Annotated in this window: 16 protein-coding genes and 2 tRNA genes; 9 read left to right on the top strand and 9 right to left on the bottom strand. The window is 67.4% G+C overall.

Annotation, left to right across the window (positions count from 1 at the left end; all coding sequences use genetic code 11):
• The first annotated feature begins 112 nt into the window (after positions 1-112).
• Complete coding sequence (locus N7I30_RS09885) at positions 113-1,534, top strand: mannose-1-phosphate guanylyltransferase/mannose-6-phosphate isomerase (protein WP_498638521.1); 1,422 nt, start codon at positions 113-115, stop codon at positions 1,532-1,534.
• Positions 1,535-1,678: 144 nt separating this feature from the next.
• Here N7I30_RS09885 and N7I30_RS09880 read toward each other — a convergent pair whose 3' ends face one another.
• The gene (locus tag N7I30_RS09880) at positions 1,679-3,109 is read right to left on the bottom strand and encodes a phosphomannomutase (RefSeq protein ID WP_498638519.1); all 1,431 of its coding nucleotides are present in this window, start codon (positions 3,107-3,109) and stop codon (positions 1,679-1,681) included.
• A 229-nt stretch (positions 3,110-3,338) separates the two neighbouring features.
• Here N7I30_RS09880 and N7I30_RS09875 point away from each other — a divergent pair, with 229 nt between their 5' ends.
• Positions 3,339-4,502 carry a glycosyltransferase gene (locus tag N7I30_RS09875; RefSeq protein ID WP_498638517.1) on the top strand — a complete coding sequence of 388 codons (1,164 nt, stop codon included), beginning with the start codon at positions 3,339-3,341 and terminating at the stop codon, positions 4,500-4,502.
• 12 nt (positions 4,503-4,514) lie between these two features.
• On the opposite strand, the gene N7I30_RS09870 is transcribed toward N7I30_RS09875, so the two are convergent.
• A tRNA-Thr gene (locus N7I30_RS09870) sits at positions 4,515-4,589 on the bottom strand.
• Positions 4,590-4,916: 327 nt separating this feature from the next.
• Here N7I30_RS09870 and N7I30_RS09865 point away from each other — a divergent pair.
• Positions 4,917-4,992: transfer RNA gene (locus N7I30_RS09865), tRNA-Phe, on the top strand.
• Between the two features lie 117 nt (positions 4,993-5,109).
• On the opposite strand, the gene N7I30_RS09860 is transcribed toward N7I30_RS09865, so the two are convergent.
• From N7I30_RS09860 to N7I30_RS09840, 5 genes are all read right to left on the bottom strand, one after another.
• A complete protein-coding gene (locus N7I30_RS09860; RefSeq protein ID WP_498638515.1) occupies positions 5,110-7,008 on the bottom strand; it encodes a putative bifunctional diguanylate cyclase/phosphodiesterase in 1,899 nt (632 codons plus the stop codon).
• Positions 7,009-7,014: 6 nt separating this feature from the next.
• On the bottom strand, positions 7,015-7,839 hold the full coding sequence (locus tag N7I30_RS09855; protein WP_498638514.1) for a PstS family phosphate ABC transporter substrate-binding protein: 825 nt from the start codon (positions 7,837-7,839) through the stop codon (positions 7,015-7,017).
• 360 nt (positions 7,840-8,199) lie between these two features.
• A complete protein-coding gene (pcaF, locus tag N7I30_RS09850) occupies positions 8,200-9,408 on the bottom strand; it encodes a 3-oxoadipyl-CoA thiolase (RefSeq protein ID WP_498638512.1) in 1,209 nt (402 codons plus the stop codon).
• Between the two features lie 128 nt (positions 9,409-9,536).
• Complete coding sequence (locus N7I30_RS09845) at positions 9,537-10,568, bottom strand: sodium:calcium antiporter (protein ID WP_024348947.1); 1,032 nt, start codon at positions 10,566-10,568, stop codon at positions 9,537-9,539.
• 79 nt (positions 10,569-10,647) lie between these two features.
• On the bottom strand, positions 10,648-11,727 hold the full coding sequence (locus N7I30_RS09840; protein WP_498638510.1) for an endonuclease/exonuclease/phosphatase family protein: 1,080 nt from the start codon (positions 11,725-11,727) through the stop codon (positions 10,648-10,650).
• A 358-nt stretch (positions 11,728-12,085) separates the two neighbouring features.
• Between N7I30_RS09840 and N7I30_RS09835 the strand changes: the two genes are divergently transcribed.
• Complete coding sequence (locus N7I30_RS09835; RefSeq protein ID WP_498638508.1) at positions 12,086-13,105, top strand: PRC-barrel domain-containing protein; 1,020 nt, start codon at positions 12,086-12,088, stop codon at positions 13,103-13,105.
• A 187-nt stretch (positions 13,106-13,292) separates the two neighbouring features.
• Here the strand turns inward: N7I30_RS09835 and N7I30_RS09830 are convergent, their stop codons facing one another.
• Both N7I30_RS09830 and N7I30_RS09825 read right to left on the bottom strand, forming a co-directional pair.
• Positions 13,293-14,264, bottom strand: coding sequence for a CHAD domain-containing protein (locus N7I30_RS09830; RefSeq protein WP_498638506.1), 972 nt, complete (start codon positions 14,262-14,264; stop codon positions 13,293-13,295).
• A 100-nt stretch (positions 14,265-14,364) separates the two neighbouring features.
• On the bottom strand, positions 14,365-14,841 hold the full coding sequence (locus N7I30_RS09825) for a CYTH domain-containing protein (protein WP_498638504.1): 477 nt from the start codon (positions 14,839-14,841) through the stop codon (positions 14,365-14,367).
• A gap of 179 nt (positions 14,842-15,020) precedes the next feature.
• Here N7I30_RS09825 and N7I30_RS09820 point away from each other — a divergent pair, with 179 nt between their 5' ends.
• The 5 genes from N7I30_RS09820 (at position 15,021) to N7I30_RS09800 (ending at position 19,873) form a co-directional block, all read left to right on the top strand.
• A complete protein-coding gene (locus tag N7I30_RS09820) occupies positions 15,021-15,530 on the top strand; it encodes a hypothetical protein (RefSeq protein ID WP_498638502.1) in 510 nt (169 codons plus the stop codon).
• 152 nt (positions 15,531-15,682) lie between these two features.
• Complete coding sequence (lepA, locus tag N7I30_RS09815; protein WP_024348953.1) at positions 15,683-17,494, top strand: translation elongation factor 4; 1,812 nt, start codon at positions 15,683-15,685, stop codon at positions 17,492-17,494.
• A 567-nt stretch (positions 17,495-18,061) separates the two neighbouring features.
• Positions 18,062-18,391, top strand: coding sequence for a GIY-YIG nuclease family protein (locus N7I30_RS09810; RefSeq protein ID WP_498638499.1), 330 nt, complete (start codon positions 18,062-18,064; stop codon positions 18,389-18,391).
• 105 nt (positions 18,392-18,496) lie between these two features.
• A complete protein-coding gene (locus tag N7I30_RS09805) occupies positions 18,497-18,727 on the top strand; it encodes a hypothetical protein (RefSeq protein ID WP_498639070.1) in 231 nt (76 codons plus the stop codon).
• Positions 18,728-19,096: 369 nt separating this feature from the next.
• Positions 19,097-19,873, top strand: a complete 777-nt coding sequence (locus N7I30_RS09800) for a hypothetical protein (protein ID WP_498638498.1) — start codon at positions 19,097-19,099, stop codon at positions 19,871-19,873.
• The last annotated feature ends 73 nt before the right edge of the window (positions 19,874-19,946 follow it).

Genomic DNA, 19,946 nt, shown 5'->3' with positions numbered 1-19,946 from the left:
CCCTCGCTTGCTCTGCCATGGTAGCTAAGGGCAGTGTTCCGGCAGATCACCGGCACATGCAGCCGTCATGCATCTGTGCGATGCCGGACGTTCAAATACGACGAGGAAAGCCATGGAACAGCGCGATCAGGTCCTGCCGATCATCATGGCCGGCGGCGCCGGAACCCGGCTCTGGCCGATCTCCCGCGACACCATGCCCAAGCAGTTCATCGCGCTTCTTGAGGATGGCGTCTCGCCCTTCCAGGCGACGGTCCGCCGGGTCGCCGGCGACGGCTTTACCCGGCCGATCGTCGTCACCAACAACGATTTCCGCTTCATCTGCGCCGAGCAGCTCGCCGCGGTCGGCATCGCCGCCGACATCGTGCTGGAGCCCGAGCGCCGCGACAGCGCCCCGGCCGTGGCGATCGGCGCGCTGATGGCCGAGCGCCGCGCCCCCGGCACCACCTGCCTCGTGCTCGCCTCCGACCATGTCATCCGCGACGAGCCCGGCTTCCTCGCCGCCGTCGCCACCGCCGCCCAGCTCGCCGCCGGCGGGCGCATCATGACGCTGGGCATCACCCCGGACCATCCCTCCACCGCCTATGGCTACATCCGTCCGGGCACCGAGACCCTCGGCCACGGCGCCCATGTCCTCGACAAATTCGTCGAAAAGCCCGACCGCGCCACGGCCGAGACCTATCTCGCCGACGGCTTCGTCTGGAACAGCGGCAATTTCGCCTTCCGCTCCAACATCATGCTCGACGAGCTGCGCGCCCATGCGCCCGATGTCCTGGTCGCGGCCGAAGGCGCCCTCGACGCCGCGGTCACCGATCTCGACTTCATCCGCCTCGACGCCGACGCCTTCAACCGCTCGCCGTCCCTGTCCATCGACTACGCCGTCATGGAAACCACCCGCCTCGGCGGCGTGCTGGCGGCCGATTTCGGCTGGTCCGACATCGGCTCGTGGGATTCGCTCCATGCGATCAAGGACAAGGATGCCGACGGCAACGTCTTCGAGGGCAATGTCGCGGCCATCGACACGACCAACAGCTTCGTGCGCAGCGACGACGTGCTGACCACCGTTCTCGGCCTCGACAATGTCGTGGTCGTCACCACCGACGACGCCGTGCTGGTCGCCGCCAAGGATGCCGCGCCCGACGTCAAGCGCATGGTCGCCAAGCTGCGCAAGGCCGGCCGCAGCGAGGCCAGCGAGCATCTGCGCATCCATCGCCCCTGGGGCTGGTACCAGCGCATCGACATCGGCGACCGTTTCCAGGTGAAGCACATCTGCGTCAAACCGGGCGGCCGCCTCAGCCTGCAGCGCCACCACCACCGCGCCGAGCACTGGGTCGTCGTCCACGGCACCGCCGAAGTGACCATCGACGACGAGGTCCGCCTCTATCACGAGAACGAGGCCGCCTATCTGCCGATCGGCTGCGTCCACCGCCTGCACAATCCCGGCAAGATCGACCTGAAGCTCATCGAGGTGCAGGTCGGCAGCTATACCGGCGAGGACGACATCGTGCGCATCGAGGACATCTACGCCCGCGGCTGAGCAACGGGCGGACCCTCCCGGCCCCTCCGCACCTGAACGGGTCACCGGCAGCCCCGGTCACCCGGCCGGCGCGCTCGTCAGGCACATGGGTTCAGCGACGTCGCGATGCCGCAGACCGTCGCGCCGCGATGCGGCTCGGGAGCCTCAGCCCCGCACCTCGGCCTCCGCCGCCGCCAGTCCCCAGGCCAGCAGCTCCGCCGCCTTCGCCTCAGACCCGGCCTCCACATAGCAGCGCAGCTCCGGCGCGTTGCCCGAGGCGCGAAAATGCACCACCGGCCCGGCGTCGAGGATCACCCGCACGCCGTCCAGCGCATCGACCGACGCCACCGTGCCCGCCGGCGCGAAGAAGCCGGCGCGAAACTCCGAATCCTCGGCCAGCCGCGCCAGGAATTTGCCGCTCGCCGCCTGCGGCACATCCTGCAGCCGGTGCGCCGCCGCATGACCGGCGTCGAGCTCCGCCACCAGCGCCGCCAGGTCCATGCCGCGCCGCCGGGCCATGGCCAGCGTGGCGAGGATCGGCAGCACGCTGTCGCGGGTCGGCAGTGCCGGCAGGCTGCGCCCGTCGCAGGTCACCGCCGAGCCGAGCAGCAGGCCGCCATTCGCCTCGAAGCCGACAATGCCTTCGGCGCCGGCCTGGGCCGCCTCGGCCATGCCGGCGATGACGAAGGGCGAGCCGACCTTCGTGCGCACCACCTTTTTCGCAATGCCGGACGTCTCCACCGCCGAGCTCGATGTCACCGGGGTGACGATCGTCGTCAGCCCCAGCGCCCGGCTGGTCAGGAGCCCCAGAACGTCGCCGCGCAGGATCGTGCCCTTGGCGTCCGCCACCAGCGGCCGGTCGCCATCGCCGTCGGTGGAGACGATCGCATCGAAGCGGCCCTTTGCCGCCCAGTCGCGGATCTGCTTCACGTCTTGCGGCCGGTGCGCTTCCGTATCCACCGGCACGAAGGCGTCGGAGCGCCCGAGCGCCACTGCCGTGCCGCCGAGGGCCGCCACGAGATCCGCCAGCAGGTCCCGCGCCACCGAGCTGTGCTGGAACACGCCGATGGTCAGCCCCGCCAGCGCATCGGGCGCGAAGAAATCGGTATAGCGCCGGGCGAAGACCGCCAGCGCGTCGCGTTCCGCCGCCTGTCCGCCGGCCTCCGGCCCGGGCCGCGGATCGCCCCCGGCGATGGCCGCGAACTCGGCCGCGATGCCGGTCTCGTCGGCCTTGGTGATCTCGCCGCCGCGGCCGTAGAATTTCAGCCCGTTGCGGTCATCGGGAATGTGGCTGCCGGTGATCATCACCGCCGGGCAGCCCTGGTGCATCGCCGCCAGCGCCAGCGCCGGGGTCGGCACCGCGCCGCAATCCACCGCCCGGAAGCCGGCGGCATGCGCCGCCGCGATGCAGGACTCGAGGATCTCCGGACTGCTCGCCCGCAGATCGCGGCCGAAAAACACCATCTGCTCCGCGCCCGCCGGATCGCCCGCCCGCACATGGCGCAGAAAGGCCAGCGTGTAGCCGAAGCTCGGCCAGCCGACGAGATCGCTCACCAGTCCGCGCAGCCCGCTCGTTCCGAATTTCAGCGAATCCATCCGCGTCTCCCGCTTGTCCGTCCCGCGCCGCCAGCCGTAACGACCGGATCGCACAGCCATCGCGCACCACCCTGTCCCGGCGCCGGCCCCACGGCCTTCGATCGCGCCCCCAGCCCGTGCCCTCGCCACCGGCGTTTGCCCGGACCGCCGCTCTGATCTAAGGGCGAGACCCGCGGCCCCGGCCCGCACATCCTGCCGCCCAGCGGCGATAGCACGAGAAGGCCGTTTCGTGGAGAGACCCGCCGACACCACAAAGACCCCGGCCCGTCCCAAGGTGGTGTTCATCATCACCGAGGACTGGTTCTTCGTCTCGCATTTCCTGCCCATGGCGCGGGCCGCGCGCGATGCTGGCTTCGAGACGGTGGTCGTCACCAGGGTCCGCAACCATGCCGGCCCTATCGAAGCGGTCGGCGCCCGCATCGTGCCGCTCGAGGCCGAACGCCGCGAGGTCGGCATCAAGGCCGTCGCCTCGGCGCTCTGGCGCATGACCGCGATTCTGAAGCGTGAGAAGCCGGCGATCGTCCATTGCATCGCCCTGCGCTCGATTCTCGTCGGCGGCGCCGCGGCCCGCCTCGCCGGCATCTCCCGCCGGATCTACGCCGTCACAGGCCTCGGCTATCTCGGCGCCCGCAGCGATGCGACCGGCCGCGCCATCCGCGCCGCCATCGCCGCCACCATCCGCGTCGCCCTCATCGGAAAGCGCACACGATTCCTGCTGGAGAACACCGGCGATGCCGGCTTCCTCCGCCTGCCCGCCGATTCGCCGCGCATCCTCGTCGTCGGCGGTGCCGGCATCGATCCCGCCGCCTATCCGCAGGCACCGCTGCCGCCGGCCCCGCCCCTGAAGGTCGCCGTCGTCGCGCGCATGCTGTGGTCCAAGGGCATCGACACCATCGTCGAGGCGGTGCGCCTCGCCAGGAGCCGCGGCGTCGACGTCACCCTGTCGCTCTACGGCACGCCCGACCCGTCCAATCCGCGCGCCTTTTCCGCCGAGACGCTCGCGGAATGGTCGGCCGAGCCCTTCATCGACTGGCATGGCCGCACCGAGGATGTCGCCGCGGTCTGGGCCGCCCATCACGTCGCCTGCCTGCCATCGCGCGGCGGCGAGGGCCTGCCGCGCACGCTCCTCGAAGCGGCGGCCTGCGGCCGCCCGCTCCTGACCACGAATGTGCCCGGCTGCGGCGATTTCGTGCGCGACGGCGAGGACGGCATCGTCCTGCCGGCCGGCGATTCGCAGGGCTTTGCCGCCGCGCTCGCCCGCTTCGCAAGCGAGCCGGAGCTTGCCGCCCGCATGGGCGCCTCGGCCCGCGCCCGCGTCGCCAGCGGCTACACGACGAACGACGTCGAACAGGCCGTGGCAAAGCTTTACCGCGACCTGGCCCAGACAATGTGATTTTTGAAGAAATGGTGCTGCCGCGGGGATTTGAACCCCGGGCCTCTCCCTTACCAAGGGAGTGCTCTACCCCTGAGCTACGGCAGCGATGGGCGCTGTTTCCTTGATTTCGCCGCGCGCGTCAACCGTCATTTCGGCTCTTCCCGACGGATTTTGCACTGCAACGTCTCCCGCTCCCATCGACACCGCGCGCCAAAACCGGCGCGACCGTCGTCCCGCTGTCACGAAACCCTGTTCTCCTCGGACCGAACGCCCTCTCCGCGCCCTGTCGCTCAAGGGCCGGACGCCGGTTCGCAACGCCCCGCCAGACTTTTTCGCATTTGCGATGACAGAGCGCTGGACAGGGGCCGGGAGCTTTTCTATAAGGCCCGAGCTTTCGCCGGACGCCTCACGAGGCCGTCGCGGGTGGCAGGCGCCCAGGTAGCTCAGTTGGTAGAGCATGCGACTGAAAATCGCAGTGTCGGCGGTTCGACTCCGTCCCTGGGCACCACTTTCCCCGAAGCCATGATCTGAACGTCGCCCGCTGGTTCTCGTCGCGTCCGCGTGCGTTGCGCGCAGCGCGCGTCCGCCCTGGGCAGAGACGCCGGGCGCACCGCCTGGTTCGGCGTCAGCTCGCTTGCGTCAGCTCGGGCGCGCACCGCGCGAAGGGCTGGACCACGGTCTCCGGGGCGGCAGACTGCAGTTCGGCCACCTTGGTCTTCCAGTCCGCCAAGAGCTGCGCGATCGAGGCCGAGGGTACCGGGCGGCTGTAGAGGAAGCCCTGCACCTCGTTGCAGCCCTGGGCGCGCAGCAATTCCGCCTGCTCGAGGGTTTCGACACCCTCCGCGTTCGAGACCATGCCCATCGCCGCGCCCAGATTGATCACCGCCGCCACGATGCTGTCGGCATCGAAACAGGTGCCGAGGTCGGAGGTGAACGAGCGGTCGATCTTGATCTTGTCGAAGGGGAACCGGCGCAGATAGCTCAGGCTGGAATAGCCGGTGCCGAAATCGTCCATGGCGATCCGCACCCCCATCGCCTGCAGCGCCCGCAGTGTCTCGATGGTCTCGTCCGTATGAGTGAGGAGCACGCTTTCGGTGATCTCGATCTCCAGCCGGTGCGGTTCGACGCCCGCCTCCGCCAGCGCGCTGCGCACGGTCTCGACCAGATTGCCGTGGCGAAACTGCACCGGCGAGACATTCACCGCGAAGGTCAGCTCCGGCCAGTCGCCGGCCTGCCGGCAGGCTTCGCGGATGACCCATTCGCCGATCGGGATGATCAGGCCGGTCTCCTCGGCGAGCTGGATGAAGTCGTTCGGCTGGACGATCCCGTCCTCGCCCCGATACCAGCGGATCAGCGCCTCGACGCCCTTCACGCTGTTGGTCTTCATGTCGATCTGCGGCTGGTAGTGCAGATGCAATTCGTTGCGGGCGATGGCGTGGCGCAGCGCCAGCTCCAGCGTCTTGCGGGCCACCAGCCGGTCGTTCATCGCCTCTTCGAAATAGCGGAACGTGCCGCGCCCGTCGTTCTTGGCGCGGTACATCGCCATGTCCGCCTGGCGCAGCAGGTCCTGCCCGTCGCGGTCTTCGGGGTCGCGGCGCAGCGCCACGCCGACGCTGACGCCGATCATCACCTCGTTGCCCAACAGGTCGAAGGGCTTCGACAGCTCCTCGATCAGGCGTTCGGCGAGGCGCGCCGAGCCGGCCGGCTGCGCGAAATGCTTCTGGATGATGGCGAATTCGTCGCCGCCCAGCCGCGCCAGGACGTCGTTGCGCCGCAGGGTCGCCGTCATCCGTTCGGTGACCTGCCGCAGCAATTCGTCGCCGGCCGCGTGGCCGAGGAGATCGTTGACCTCCTTGAAATGGTCGAGGTCGAGGCACAGCACCGCCATGCTGCCGTCCTGCCGGTCGACGTCGGCCACCGATCGCACCAGCCATTCGTTGAACAGCGAGCGGTTCGGCAGCTGGGTCAGCGGATCGTGGCTGGCCAGGAACGAGGCGCGGTCCGCCGCCCGCCTGAGGAGCCGCAGCGGCAGCGTGCGCAGGGCGAAGAACACCCCCAGCGCACCGGCCGCGCAGACGAGGAACAGCAGGGCCGAGGTCTTGGCCAGCGCGAAAAGGCTCTGGGTGATCAGGATGCGGCCGGCCACCGCTCCGGAATCATAGACCGGGTGGGCGGTCGTGACCGTCGGCCATGGCAGCGCCGCGGCGCCCATGCGGGTCACCTCCCCGCCCTCGGCATTCAGGAGGGTCTTGGTCATGGTCGCGTCGGTAAAGGCGATCATCTCGTCGATCCGCAGCGTCTCGAACTGCCACATCTGCGGATTGCGCCCGACGATCTGCGACACCAGCCGCGAGTTCAGCCGGGCTTCGGCGGCGAGGCTCCCCTCGGCATAATGCAGGCCGTAGTAGAAATGCAGCGCCGGCGGCACCACGGCGACGAGCACCGACACGACCAGCGCGAGCATCGTCGTGAAGCGCAGCATCGACGGCGCGATCACGTTCCGTTCGGTGGGCTGCGACATCATCGGCGGCTACTCGGCGGGCGTGTGGTCGTTCGCCGCCAGGATGGCCCGGCCCTCCGGCGAGAAGACGAAGTCGAGGAACGCCTCGGCGGCCGGCGCGGTCTGCGCGGTGCTGACGATATAGAGGCTCTTGATCAGCCGCTGGCTGCGCGCGTCGGTGGCGCCCGGCGTCGGTCGGATGCCGTCGAGCTCCAGCACCTTCAGCTTGCGGCCTTCCGTGGCGATCTGGCCGAGCGCGATGACGCCGACCGAACCGGGCAGGCGCTCCAGCGTCTCGGCATTTTCCTGGTCGTTGGTGGCGCTGACGAGGCCCGGCCGTTTCAGCGCATCGTCGACCGCCGCGGCCATGTCGTCGGACAGGCCGCGCAGGATCTGCGTGTCGGATTCCGATTCCGGCCGCAGCACCACCCGGATCGCCTCGCCCGACGGCCATTCGCGCAGCGTGCCGGCATAGATCTTCGCGAGGTCCGGCGTCGTCACCGCCTCAGCATCGGTTCCGGTCGAGGTCACGACCGCCAGCGGGGTCGTCGCATAGAGCCGCGCGATGGCGCCCTGTTCCGTCTCGGCGTCCTTGAGCGCCCGCGAACTGACCGACAGGTCGATGGCCCCGGCCAGGAGCGCCTTGACGCCGCCGCTGCTGCCCAGGCTCGGCAAGACCTCGATCTCGCTGTCGGGATGCGCCGCTTCGAAGGCCTCGGCGAGCAGGCTCATCCCGCCCAGCGCGACGCCGGTGCCGCCGATGCGCAAGCTGTCCGCCGAGGCCGCGGGGCCGAAGGCCACAAGGCCCAGCACGACCGACAGGCTGCGGATTCCGGCTTTCGTCACGTACTGCATCGGGCGCTCCCCTGCGGCCATACTAAGGACGACTGAGTAATCGGGGAATCTCACCACGCAGAATTGCATGCACCTGCAACCAACGACATAGTAATACTATGATATGATTGCGCCCTGAACATCGTCGCAAGGACCAGTTGCGCGGAAATCTGTTAAAAAACCTGCGCATGGACCGGGCGAATCTTTGTCGATCCGGCCGGTTTGATCCATGACGCTGCGCCGGGAGCACAGCCCGGCAATGGCCGCCAACATGCGGCCGCTGCGGCGGCCACCATCCGCGACGACCCGCCCCATGGGCTCCGGACATTGCCGCCGCGGGCGGAGTGCGACGGCGCGTGCGCCGCCGTCGCTGTCGTACGGTCAGACCCGCTCGAGGCCGATGGCGATGCCCTGGCCGACGCCGATGCACATGGTCGCCAGGGCGCGGCGGGCGCCGGTCAGCGACAGCTCCAGCGCCGCCGTGCCGGTGATCCGCGCCCCCGAGGCGCCGAGCGGATGGCCGATGGCGATGGCGCCGCCATTCGGGTTCACATGCTCGGACTCCTCGGAAATCCCCAGTTCCCGCAGCACCGCGATGCCCTGGCTGGCGAAGGCCTCGTTCAATTCGATCACGTCGAAATCGGTCGGGTTGAGCCCCAGCCGGGCGCAGAGCTTCTGCGAGGCCGGCGCCGGCCCCATGCCCATGACCCGCGGCGAGACGCCGGCCGTCGCCCCGCCGAGAATGCGCGCGATGGGCTTCAGCCCGTAGCGGCGCGCCGCCGGACCCGAGGCGATGATCAGCGCCGCGGCGCCGTCATTGACGCCCGAGGCGTTGCCGGCGGTCACCGTGCCGCCCTCCTTGCGGAACGGCGTCGGCAGCCTGGCCAGCTTCTCCACCGTGGTGTCGCCGCGCGGATGCTCGTCGGTGTCGACCACCACCGGGTCGCCCTTGCGCTGCGGGATCGTCACCGGCGTGATCTCGCGGGCGAGCCGCCCCGAGGCCTGCGCCGCCGCGGCCTTGTGCTGCGAGCGCACGGCGAAGGCGTCCTGGGCTTCGCGGGTGACGCCGTAATCCGCGGCCACGTTCTCGCCGGTCTCCGGCATCGAATCGACGCCGTATTGCGCCTTCATCAGCGGATTGACGAAGCGCCAGCCGATGGTCGTGTCGTAGATCGCCGCATTGCGCGAGAAGGCCGTCTCGGCCTTGGGCATGACGAAGGGCGCGCGCGACATGGATTCGACGCCGCCGGCAATGGCGATCTCCATCTCGCCGGAGCGGATCGCCCGCGCCGCGGTGATCACCGCGTCCATGCCCGAGCCGCAGAGCCGGTTCAGCGTCACGCCCGGCAGGCTGGTGGGCAGCCCGGCCAGCAGCAGCGACATGCGCGCCACGTTGCGGTTGTCCTCGCCGGCCTGGTTGGCGCAGCCATAGAACACGTCGTCCACCGCCTCCCAGTCGACGCCGCCATTGCGCTCCATCAGCGCCGCCATCGGCACCGCCCCCAGATCGTCGGCGCGAACCCCCGACAGGGCGCCGCCGAAGCGGCCGAAGGGGGTACGGATATAGTCGCAGATGAAGGCGTCGATCATGTCATGGGCTCCCAGTGTCGTTCGGCCGCTTTATGCCGGCTAAGCGCCGCCGAGGAAATGCCCCCGCCGGCACCCCGCCGGACGCCGCCCTCCGGCGGCCGGTCCGAACGCGCGCCCCAGGCCAGCGATCACAGGAAGATCAGCACCACCGAGCCGGCATAGAGCAGCAGCACCAGCACGCTCTCGAAGCCGATCCCCGCCGGGCCGGTGCGCTCGCGCCGCAGCATCCCGAGCAGCAGGACGCCGGTCATCAGCATGGCGATGATCGCCGTGGTCCGGTCCTGCGGCTCCATCGCCGCATAGATCGAGCCGTCATAGAAGAAGTCGGCGGCGCTCAGGAACATCACCTCGAAGGCATTGCCGCCGATCACGTCGCCCACCGCAAGGCTCACCGCGCCGATCCGCACCGCGGCGATCGCCGTGACCAGTTCCGGCAGCGAATTGGCGACGGCCGAGAAGATCGTGCCGACCGCCGATTGCGACAGGCCGGTGATGTCGACGAGCGCAAGGCTCGCCTCGCCGATGACGTAGCCGGCCACCGCGGTGATCCCGGCATAGAGCGCGAAGCGGCCCCACAGCGAGCGCCCGGATTCGCGATCCTCGCCCTCCTCCGGGTCGGACAGCGATTCCCGGGTTTCCGATGTCTGGACCGGTTTCCACATCGGGTCGTCCTTGATGTCGGAGAGCAGCTTCAGGCCGAAGGCATAGCTGATCAGGATCACCACCGAGGCCGGATGCACGCCCCAGATCGTCACCGGCGGCTCCGCCGAGGCGATCAGCGGAATGGTCAGCAGCACCACCAGAAGGACGCCCTGCGCCAGCCCGGTCACGCTGGCGGCGGCATGTTCGAGATTGGCCCGGCGATAGAACAGGTCGGCGATGGCGATGAAGGCCGTCTGGGCGGTCAGCCCGCCCAGCGCGTTGCCGACGGCGAGGCCCGGTGCGTCCTGCATGGCGGTGGAGATCGAGGTGATCGCCCCCGGTAGCGACGTCGCCGCGCCGACGAACAGCGCGCCGGCCACCACCTCGCCCATCCCCGTCCGGTCGGCCAGCGTGTCGGCCACATAGGACAGCCGGAACCCGGCAAAGCCGATGGCCACGGCCGCGGCGAGAAAGGCGCCGCCCACGAGCCAGATCGATGCATCCTGCAAGCCCAGCATGGGGCCTCCTTTCATCGTGCCTCACCGGGCAGGCCCCGTGCGCCGGGGCCCCTCCGCGATGGCGGCCCCGCTGAGCGGCCTACATCTGCGCCGCGCGGTCGTGCGCGGCCTCGATCGTCCGGCGCAGTTCCTCCCGATCGCCGTCCTCTTCGGCGGGGGCGCCCTGCCGGGCCGCCATGTCGGGCGCCAGGCACAATTCGGCCATCACCGGGTAATGGTCGGAATCGACATTGGGCAGCGACGAAAAGCCGAGCAGGCCGATCGCGTCCTGGAACAGGATATGGTCGAGCGGCCAGGCGAGGATCGGGCTTTCCGCATCATAGGTCGCGACATAGCCGCGCCCGACCCGCGGATCGAGCAGCCCGCCCACCCGCAGCATGCGGCGGAAGGTGCGCTCCCAGGGCACGGCGTTGAAATCGCCGGCCAGGATCGTCGGCATGGTCGAGTCGGCCGCCGCAAGGGCGGCCTGCGCCATCGTGCCGTCACGCAGGGCGGTGGAATGCTCGAAGGATTGCGGCGGCCGCGGATGAATGCCGATGAAGCGGACCGTGCCGGCCGGCAGCGTGATATCGGCGGTCACGCTCGGCGTGCCGGTCTCGAACCAGAATTCCACCGCCGGATCGACCAGCGGATATTTGGAAAACAGATGCAGGCCGTAATATTCGACGGCCTGCGGCACGCTCTCGATACTGGTCCGGTAGCGGTCCTGCAGGGCTGCCAGCTGGGTGTCCCACCACTGGTCCGTTTCCAGGACCAGCAGGATGTCCGGGTCGGCGTCGGTGACCACGTCGCGGAAGGCCGCGAAGTCGCGGTTGCCCTTCTTGACGTTCGCTACCATCACCGAAAGCCCCGAGCCCGACGGACAGGTGGGGGAAGCGGGGGCCATGGGCGCCACGACCGGCATATAGACATGCAGCTTGGCGAGATGCAGCGCCGCCAGCACCCCGCAGATAGCCATGATCGCCGCCCCCGTTCGCCACCGCCAGGCCCTGGTGGCGCCGAGGAGGGCGATCAGCACGAGCAGCGCACCCCCGACATACAGGCGAACGAAATCGAGGTAGCGCACCCACCACGCATTGGTTTCCAGAAGCGGCAGCAGGGTCATCACGCCGAGCGCCAAAGTCAGGGCAACGGCAATGGTCAGACCGGTCTGTCTCATGGCGCGCCTTTCCCTTCGCCTCGGTTTCGCGGCCATTCCAGCTAGGACACGACCGAGGATCGGCGACCCTGTCCCTCAGAATCGGCCCGGCCCGCTCGCCTCTGTCCGGCGCCGGTTCGTCGCTCGGGTCGGACGGTCGGTCGCGGCGCTGTCCGCAGCACGGGACGGCCGCTCCGGCCGCGCCCTCCCCGGACAGGTCGCCACGGGTCAGCGACGCCATTTTCACGTCGCGGCTACAAAAACCGAAAAACGAATAACGGAACAGACTGGTCCTGCCCCCGTTTTGCCATCATCCAGCAAGCGGGATCTCAATCGGAGATTTCGTTATGTTACCAATCGAATAGAAAGGTAATATTACATGCGTAATATTTTCGTCGTCACTCTTCTTGCAGGCTCGGCACTGACCGGCACCGCTTTCGCTCAGGACAACAACAGCGAGAACGCAAATTCCACCGCTGACGTTGTTGTCCAGCCGGATGCCCCCGCGGTGAAGGTCGACGTTCCGGAGCCCGACGTCCAGGTCAACCAGGCCGATCCCAACGTCTCGGTTTCGCAGCCGCAGCCGACCATCACGGTGAACCAGCCGGCGCCGACGATCAGCGTCGACATTCCGCAGCCGACCATCACCGTCCGCATGCCCGACCCGAATGTCGATGTCGAGATGGCGCAGCCGGAAGTCTCGGTCAGCCAGGGCGAGCCGCGGGTCTCCGTCGATGATTCCGGCAATGCCGCGGTCGAGACCTCGGACGATGGCGACGAGCAGGCCAATGTCACGGTCGACCAGGCCAACGCCAATGTTCAGGTCCGCCAGTCCGAGCAGCGCCCGCAGATCCGCTATCAGAGCGACGACGCCAAGGTCTCCGTCAACCAGGAGAAGGGTGAGCCGAAGATCATCTATCAGAACGCCGATGGTTCGCCGATGGACGGCTCGGACGACACCGCTGCGGATCGCCAGCAGCAGGGCAACGCCGCCAGCCAGGACCGCCAGGAGCGCGTGACCTCCGAGGAGACGGCAGGCGAGCGCTCGGCGACCGACAACGAGACCATGGCGATCAATCCGGGCTCTTCGAGCGAGCGTGAGATGACCGTCGAGGAAGTCACCGACTACGACATTATCGGCGCCAATGGCGAAGTCCTCGGCGACATCCAGGAGATCGTGAAGGTCGACAACCGTCTCTTCGCCGTCATCGGCTCGGGCGGCTTCCTCGGCCTCGGCGAGAAGGAAGTGGCGATCCCGCTGTCCTCGCTCATGGCGACCGACCGCGGCATGATCGCGCCGAACGTCACCGAGAGCCAGATCGATGCGCTGAGCGAGTTCGACGACGATCAGTATCCCGAGCTCGAAGACGAGACGCGGATCACCGTCGGCCAGCAGTAAGCCTCGACGCTCCCGCATGAACGAAGGGCCGCCGGTTGATCCGGCGGCCCTTTTTGCGTCGGGCACGGATCGCCTGATCGGGCATTGTCCTTCGAACCGCGCCGCCACATCTGCGAAACCGGGCGCCGCCTGACACCCAGCCGCTACCGCGCAATGACGTCCGTCGGCCTCCTGCCCCTTGCTGCGATCACTCCGCCTGACGCAGGACCTCCAGCGGCGAGGCGACCGGCGCGCCGGGATCGCTCGCCCCTCGAACTGGCCCGGCCCGGTACAGCCGCTTCACCCGCCTCCTTACGCCATCCGGATCGTCGGCGAGGAGCCGCCGCGCCGTATCGAGCGCAGCGACGCGCAATTCCGCCTGCCGGCGATCGATCAGCGCCGCCAGCACGGCCAGTTCGCGCGGCGTGCCGAAGGCCTCAGGCGTCGCCGCGATCTCCTGGCGCATCACGGAATAATCATGGTCGAGGCCGAGCCCGTCGGCGATCGCCTTGGCGGCTTTGGTCAGCGGGGCGATCGCGTCCGGCCACAGCGGTGCGATCAGCCGCAGATGCATCCAGTGATATTTGACCCGCTTGCGCAGCTCGTGAAGGGCCTCGTCGTCGCCCTCCTTGCGCGCCGTCGCCAGCGCCGACCGCGCACGGTCATGGGTGCGGGCAAAACCCTCGGCGATGATCGTCGCCGCGTCGCCCGCCCTGTCCTTGGGGGCGATGACGAAGCCGTCGAGCTTGTGGCGGGCCGCCCCGAGGCTGCGCGCCGCCGCCTCGATCGCCGAGCCGAGATCGCGCGTCGTCGCCGCCTCGCGCCGCGCCATCAGTTCGCTGCGCACATGCTCGAAGACCGCCGGCGCCACCTCCGCCCCGTAATGATCCGCAAGCCGGTCGAGCGCCTCCACCAGCGCGCCGCTGTCGCGCGCCCCCGACAGGCTCCGCGCCAGGTCGCGGTAGCGGGCATTCTCCTTCGCATGGAAGGCCGGCCGCGCATCGCGGACCAGCCGCGTCAGCCCGCGCAGCTTCTTCAACCGCTTGCGGGCCTCGTGCACGGCGGCATTCGGGTCGCCGTCTGCCGCCACCAGCACCCGCTCCGCCCGGCGTAGCTGCTCGCCGGCGATGCGCCGGAACTCGGCATCGAGCGGCGCGGCGGGGTCGAGCTTGTAGGCCATGGCATCTGCACCTTCGAATGGGATCTGCGGCGCGCCGACCACGCCGGACGCGCCTTGGCCAAGATGGCGCCGGGCCGCCGTCTGCCAAGCCGGCCCGGCGTCAATCCGGCGCCGGCGGCATTCCCTCCAGCGCCAGCTGCGAGTTGAAATAGCGCGCATCGCCCGTCACCTCGCGGCCGAGAAAATCCGGCAGCGGCGGCGCGTCGTCCGCCGTCTTCAGCTCGATCTCGGCCATCACCAGCCCGTCCAGCGCACCGGCGAAGACGTCCACCTCCACCTGCCAGCCGCCCGCCAGCGGCACGATATGGCGGGTCTTTTCCACCAGCTTGCCGATCCGGCTCTCGCGCAGCTCCACCGCGTCCTGCAGCGGGATGTCGTATTCGAACTCGCCGCGCGACAGCCCGTCCCGCCCGATCTTGATCGTCAGCCGCGCCCGCGCCCCGTCGCTGATCCGCACCCGCACCGACGCGCCCTCCCGGCTGAACAGGTAGAATTGCTCGAGCTGCGCCGACCCCGTGGCGAGCGCCCGCCAGCCGGCATGCGCCACCAGGAACTTGCGCTCGATCTCCTGCGCCATCAGCCGCCGCCCGCACGGCGCGGAACGCCGCAATTGCCGGCGCGACGGCCCAGAATCGACGCTCCGCCACACAACATCGCAGCAATCACTGACATTCCCCTGCGGAATAAAATGCCACCGCCGCGAGCATATCCGTCAGAATATGACATTTTTGACTGGACCATATCTCTCATACATCTATGTTTTCCTTCTGGCAGGGCTGCCCGGCCGACCGGATTGCCGCACCGGTCATGCTCGAAGCCGGCAGCGCGGCGCCATGCGGCGTCGACTTGGAGGACAGCATGCAATGGATGTTTTGGAAATACGGAGCCGGACGGCGTGATGCCGGGCCACCCGATGAGGACACCGTCGAGCCGTCGCGCCGCCGGTTCCTGATCGGTCTCGGCGTGGCCGGCGGTCTGGCGCTCGTCGCCCCGACGGTCATTCTGACGGCCCCGGCCGATGCGGCGGAGCCCGATCCGGATCCGGACCTGCCCGACGGGGAGGACGATGGCAGCTACGAGGTCGCCCAGCGCCGCGACGATCGGCGTCGCAGGCGTCGGCGGCGGCGTCGGCGGCGGCGGAACCGGCGCGAACGCCGGCGGGACCTGCGCAGGCGGCGGCGGCGCGAGCGGCGCAGGCGGCGTCGGCGGCGGCGGGATCGCCGCAGGGGCTGCGTCGATGTCGGCCCGGTCACCATCTGCGACTAGGCGGAACGCCCCATCCTGAGCTTGGCGGCGGCGGCACTCTCGGTGTCCGCCGCCGCGCCTTCGTGGCCACATCCGCCCGCCCGCTGGCCGTCCATGCGAAACGGCGCTTCCAAGAACCGTTACAAATCTCTATATCGCGCGACATGAGCACCATGCCCGCGAATACGCCCCTCGACCACATCCGCAATTTCTCGATCGTCGCCCATATCGACCACGGGAAATCGACCCTTGCCGACCGGCTGATCCAGTCCACCGGCGGGCTGGAACTGCGCGACATGAAGGCCCAGGTCCTCGACTCGATGGATATCGAGCGCGAGCGCGGCATCACGATCAAGGCCCAGACCGTCCGCCTGCACTACACGGCGAAGAACGGCGAGACCTACGTCCTCAACCTCATCGACACGCCCGGCCATGTCGACTTCGCCTACGAGGTGTCGCGCTCGCTGGCCGCCTGCGAGGGCGCGCTGCTGGTGGTCGACGCGGCGCAGGGCGTCGAGGCGCAGACGCTGGCCAATGTCTATCTCGCCCTCGACGCCAATCTCGAGATCGTCCCGGTCCTCAACAAGATCGACCTGCCGGCCGCCGAGCCCGACAAGGTCAAGGAGCAGATCGAGGAGGTCATCGGCCTCGACGCCTCCGACGCGGTGATGATCTCGGCGAAATCCGGCCTCGGCATCGAGGACGTGCTGGAGGCCATCGTCCACCGCCTGCCCGCCCCCACCGAGGGCGACCGCAAGGCGCCGCTCAAGGCGATGCTGGTCGACAGCTGGTACGACGCCTATCTCGGCGTCATCGTCCTCGTGCGCATCATCGACGGCGAGCTGAAGAAGGGCCAGACCATCCGCATGATGGGCACCGATGCCCGCTACCCGGTCGACCGGGTCGGCGTCTTCACCCCCGCCATGGTCCAGGTCGAGGCGCTCGGCCCCGGCGAGCTCGGCTTCATCACCGCCTCGATCAAGGAAGTCGCCGACACCCGCGTCGGCGACACCATCACCGACGACAAGCGCCAGACGACGTCCATGCTGCCGGGCTTCAAGCCGGCGCAGCCCGTCGTCTTCTGCGGCCTGTTCCCGGTCGACGCCTCTGATTTCGACGAGCTGCGCGCCGCCATGGGCAAGCTGCGGCTCAACGACGCCAGCTTCTCCTACGAGATGGAATCCTCGGCCGCATTGGGCTTCGGCTTCCGCTGCGGCTTCCTCGGCCTGCTGCATCTGGAGATCGTCCAGGAGCGCCTCAGCCGAGAGTTCGACCTCGATCTCATCGCCACCGCGCCCTCGGTGGTCTACGACATCAAGCTCACCGACGGCTCGACCATCCAGCTGCACAATCCGGCCGACATGCCGGATGTGATGAAGGTCGCCGAGATCCACGAGCCCTGGATCAAGGCCACGATCCTCACGCCCGACGACTATCTCGGCAACATCCTGCAGCTGTGCCAGGAGCGGCGCGGCAACCAGACCGACCTCTCCTATGTCGGCAAGCGCGCCATGGTCTCCTACGAGCTGCCGCTCAACGAGGTGGTCTTCGACTTCTACGACCGGCTGAAATCCATCTCCAAGGGCTACGCCTCCTTCGACTACCACATGGCCGACTACCGCGAGGGCGACCTCGTCAAGATGTCGATCATGGTCAATGGCGAGCCGGTCGACGCGCTCTCCATGCTGGTCCACCGCAGTCAGGCCGAGCGCCGCGGCCGCGGCATGTGCGAGAAGCTGAAGGAGCTGATCCCCAACCACCTCTTCAAGATCCCGATCCAGGCGGCGATCGGCGGCAAGGTGATCGCCCGCGAGACCATCTCGGCCCTGCGCAAGGACGTCACCGCCAAATGCTACGGCGGCGACGCCTCCCGCAAGCGCAAGCTCCTCGACAAGCAGAAAGAGGGCAAGAAGCGCATGCGTCAGTTCGGCAAGGTCGACATCCCCCAGGAAGCCTTCATCGCCGCTTTGAAGATGGACAGCTGAGGCGCCGGGCACCCCTCGTGGTTCGACAGGCTCACCATGAGGGGTTCCGAAACCGTCGCGCCTAGCTGACAGGTGCTGCCACACACGGAACGATCCCGCGGACCGCGATTGCTTGGCGTAATTGCATGCAGGTCAACGCTGGCGACCTTTCAGCAATGCGGTCGGCCGCAGTGCGGTCCGCAGCAGCACACTTGGCAGCGCAAGTAGACCTCAGCAGGCTCACGCCGCCCATTGAAACGAAGCGGCGACGTTCGGTTACGTCGGGCTCCCGGGCTCCCGGGCTCCCGGGCATGCTGGCACGCTGGCACGCTGGCAGCGCCCTCGGCCTTCCCCGCCCCTCGTCTATCGTCCAGACGCGAACCGCGCAGGCCGCCAGAGCCGGCACACCGTCCCCTTCACCCTCATGGTGAGCCTGTCGAACCACGAGGGTGACGCACCACCGTCCAGATCCCGATTGCCTCGCCCCGCCAGATCCCTCATCCTGAGCTTGTCGAAGGATGAGCTTGTCGAAGGATCAACGCCGAAGCGCTCCCCCGAGCGCCCCCGCCACCAGACCGGGACCAGCCCATGCCGCTCGAAGCCACGGTCTACATCCTGCGCTGCGCCGACGGCTCCTACTACACCGGCCTCACGAAGCAGCCGGTCGAAGCCCGGCTGTGGGAGCACAAGGAGGGCCTCTACGATGGCTACACGCGCAAACGCCGCCCCGTCGTCCTAGTCTTCACCGAAACCTACGATCGCATGCTCGACGCCATCGCCCGCGAGCGGCAGATCAAGGGCTGGACCCGCGCCAAGAAGGAAGCGCTGATCGCCCGGCGCTACCACCGCCTCCCCGCCCTCGCCGCCACTCGCACCTGCCCGGACCTCCGCCGACAGCCACCCGCCACGCTTGACTGACGCAACCATCCGCCGCCCCCTGCACCCTCATGGTGAGCCTGTCGAACCATGGCGACAACCCACCAGCCTGCCGGCCAGCGATGAGGATACCCAACCGTGTTCGACATGATCGGCGACGTCGTCGGCTACACCACCGCCCGATACCTCCTGCCCGCCCTGAGTTTCGGCAAGCTCAGGGTTCAGACGCTCCGCAGCAGCGAGGGCGGCTTCAACTGGTTCGGCTTCCGACGCGAAACCGATGGCAGCATCCTGGTCGAGTCCAACATGGCAGGCTGGCTCGGACTGTTCGTCTGGATCGCCGCACTCGTCGTGCTGATCATCTTTGTTGGGGAATGAGTTCCCGGATCTGGTAGCAGAACCACAGAATGAACCGGGCCTTCAGTGCATGGAAAGAGCTGAATCTGGTGGACCGCGGAATCTTCGGTGTCGCGCAAATGGTATGGCGAAGCTGCCTCTTGCAGGCTAACTCTAACTTAAACAGAATTGGCAATTCTGTTTCGGACGAAGCCGCTTGCAAACTGGGGAAGCTATAGGGGGTGCATCCTAATACACGGCCCAAACGAAAAAGCCCGCTACACGAGCGGGCTTTTCCTTCAGTAGGCGGGGGGTCCGTAACTGCCGAAGCAGAACTGCCGACCTGATCCCCAGCCTTTCGAGGGTGAAGATAGGCAAAGATGGGTGGCTTGTCAAGGGGATAAGGATCATATGGATATTGTCGATTTCATTTCGCGAGAACGTTTAAAAACCTACGAGGATCTGACCGACCGAAAAGAACGTGCCATCGCACTCCATAATCAGACATTGCAGCTTGGCTCCTCCCTCATGTCGATGATCGCGCTGTTCGAGTTGGCTCTACGCAACAGCATTGATACGCAGATTGCAGCAACGTTTGGCGACAAGGAATGGCTTGTATCAGGACTTGCGAAGGTGCCTCTCCTCCCAAGAGAAACTGACGCCATCGGAGGCGCAATTCGGCATGCACAGAAGGCCGACTATGCTAAACTAAGTTATGATGATAAACGCGCTCTCGATGTAGTAGCCTTTCCGAAGGGAGTGCCTGCTGATATTACTCATGCGACTCGAGCGAAGTCTCGTCAGAAGACATTCCGTGTGACCCACGGACAAGTAATGTCGCAAACAACATTTAATCTGTGGAAAAGGCTATTCTCCTCCGATTACGCTAATTTACTATGGAAACCCTGTATTAAAAAGGTTTTCCCAAACAAAAACCTAGATAGATCTGATGTTTCATTAGCTCTTGAGAAGGTTTACACTGTCAGAAATCGCGTAGCTCATCACGAGCCGGTATACGGCAACCGGTTACACTCCGTAATAGAAGCGCTGGATTTCCTCAGGGACAATATAGGCGCAAAGGCAAACGATAAGAATACACAGTTCCAAAAATTTTCTCGACTACAACATCTTCGATTACGCATGGACTACGAAAATTTTATGGAGGCGTGGGAAACCTTGGCTGTCTAGAGCAGATCCGGCCTATTCCGGTTCATAGCCGGCAGCGGCGAAATAGTTGGCGCATTCGTCTGGCTTGAAGAGC

Origin of the sequence: Aurantimonas litoralis (genome assembly GCF_026153195.1) — a bacterium.
Lineage (GTDB): Bacteria > Pseudomonadota > Alphaproteobacteria > Rhizobiales > Rhizobiaceae > Aurantimonas > Aurantimonas coralicida.
The sequence above is the reverse complement of the archived record's forward strand: the minus strand, read 5'-3'. Positions and strand labels throughout refer to the sequence as shown.

Bases quoted from the DNA above. Each gene is read 5' to 3' on its own strand.
- N7I30_RS09885 (WP_498638521.1), top strand. From the start codon at position 113: ATGGAACAGCGCGATCAGGTCCTGCCGATCATCATGGCCGGCGGCGCC.
- N7I30_RS09880 (WP_498638519.1), bottom strand. From the start codon at position 3,109: ATGGATTCGCTGAAATTCGGAACGAGCGGGCTGCGCGGACTGGTGAGC.
- N7I30_RS09860 (WP_498638515.1), bottom strand. From the start codon at position 7,008: ATGATGTCGCAGCCCACCGAACGGAACGTGATCGCGCCGTCGATGCTG.
- N7I30_RS09855 (WP_498638514.1), bottom strand. From the start codon at position 7,839: ATGCAGTACGTGACGAAAGCCGGAATCCGCAGCCTGTCGGTCGTGCTG.
- pcaF (WP_498638512.1), bottom strand. From the start codon at position 9,408: ATGATCGACGCCTTCATCTGCGACTATATCCGTACCCCCTTCGGCCGC.
- N7I30_RS09845 (WP_024348947.1), bottom strand. From the start codon at position 10,568: ATGCTGGGCTTGCAGGATGCATCGATCTGGCTCGTGGGCGGCGCCTTT.
- N7I30_RS09840 (WP_498638510.1), bottom strand. From the start codon at position 11,727: ATGAGACAGACCGGTCTGACCATTGCCGTTGCCCTGACTTTGGCGCTC.
- N7I30_RS09835 (WP_498638508.1), top strand. From the start codon at position 12,086: ATGCGTAATATTTTCGTCGTCACTCTTCTTGCAGGCTCGGCACTGACC.
- N7I30_RS09830 (WP_498638506.1), bottom strand. From the start codon at position 14,264: ATGGCCTACAAGCTCGACCCCGCCGCGCCGCTCGATGCCGAGTTCCGG.
- N7I30_RS09825 (WP_498638504.1), bottom strand. From the start codon at position 14,841: ATGGCGCAGGAGATCGAGCGCAAGTTCCTGGTGGCGCATGCCGGCTGG.
- N7I30_RS09820 (WP_498638502.1), top strand. From the start codon at position 15,021: ATGTTTTCCTTCTGGCAGGGCTGCCCGGCCGACCGGATTGCCGCACCG.
- lepA (WP_024348953.1), top strand. From the start codon at position 15,683: ATGCCCGCGAATACGCCCCTCGACCACATCCGCAATTTCTCGATCGTC.
- N7I30_RS09810 (WP_498638499.1), top strand. From the start codon at position 18,062: ATGCCGCTCGAAGCCACGGTCTACATCCTGCGCTGCGCCGACGGCTCC.
- N7I30_RS09805 (WP_498639070.1), top strand. From the start codon at position 18,497: ATGATCGGCGACGTCGTCGGCTACACCACCGCCCGATACCTCCTGCCC.
- N7I30_RS09800 (WP_498638498.1), top strand. From the start codon at position 19,097: ATGGATATTGTCGATTTCATTTCGCGAGAACGTTTAAAAACCTACGAG.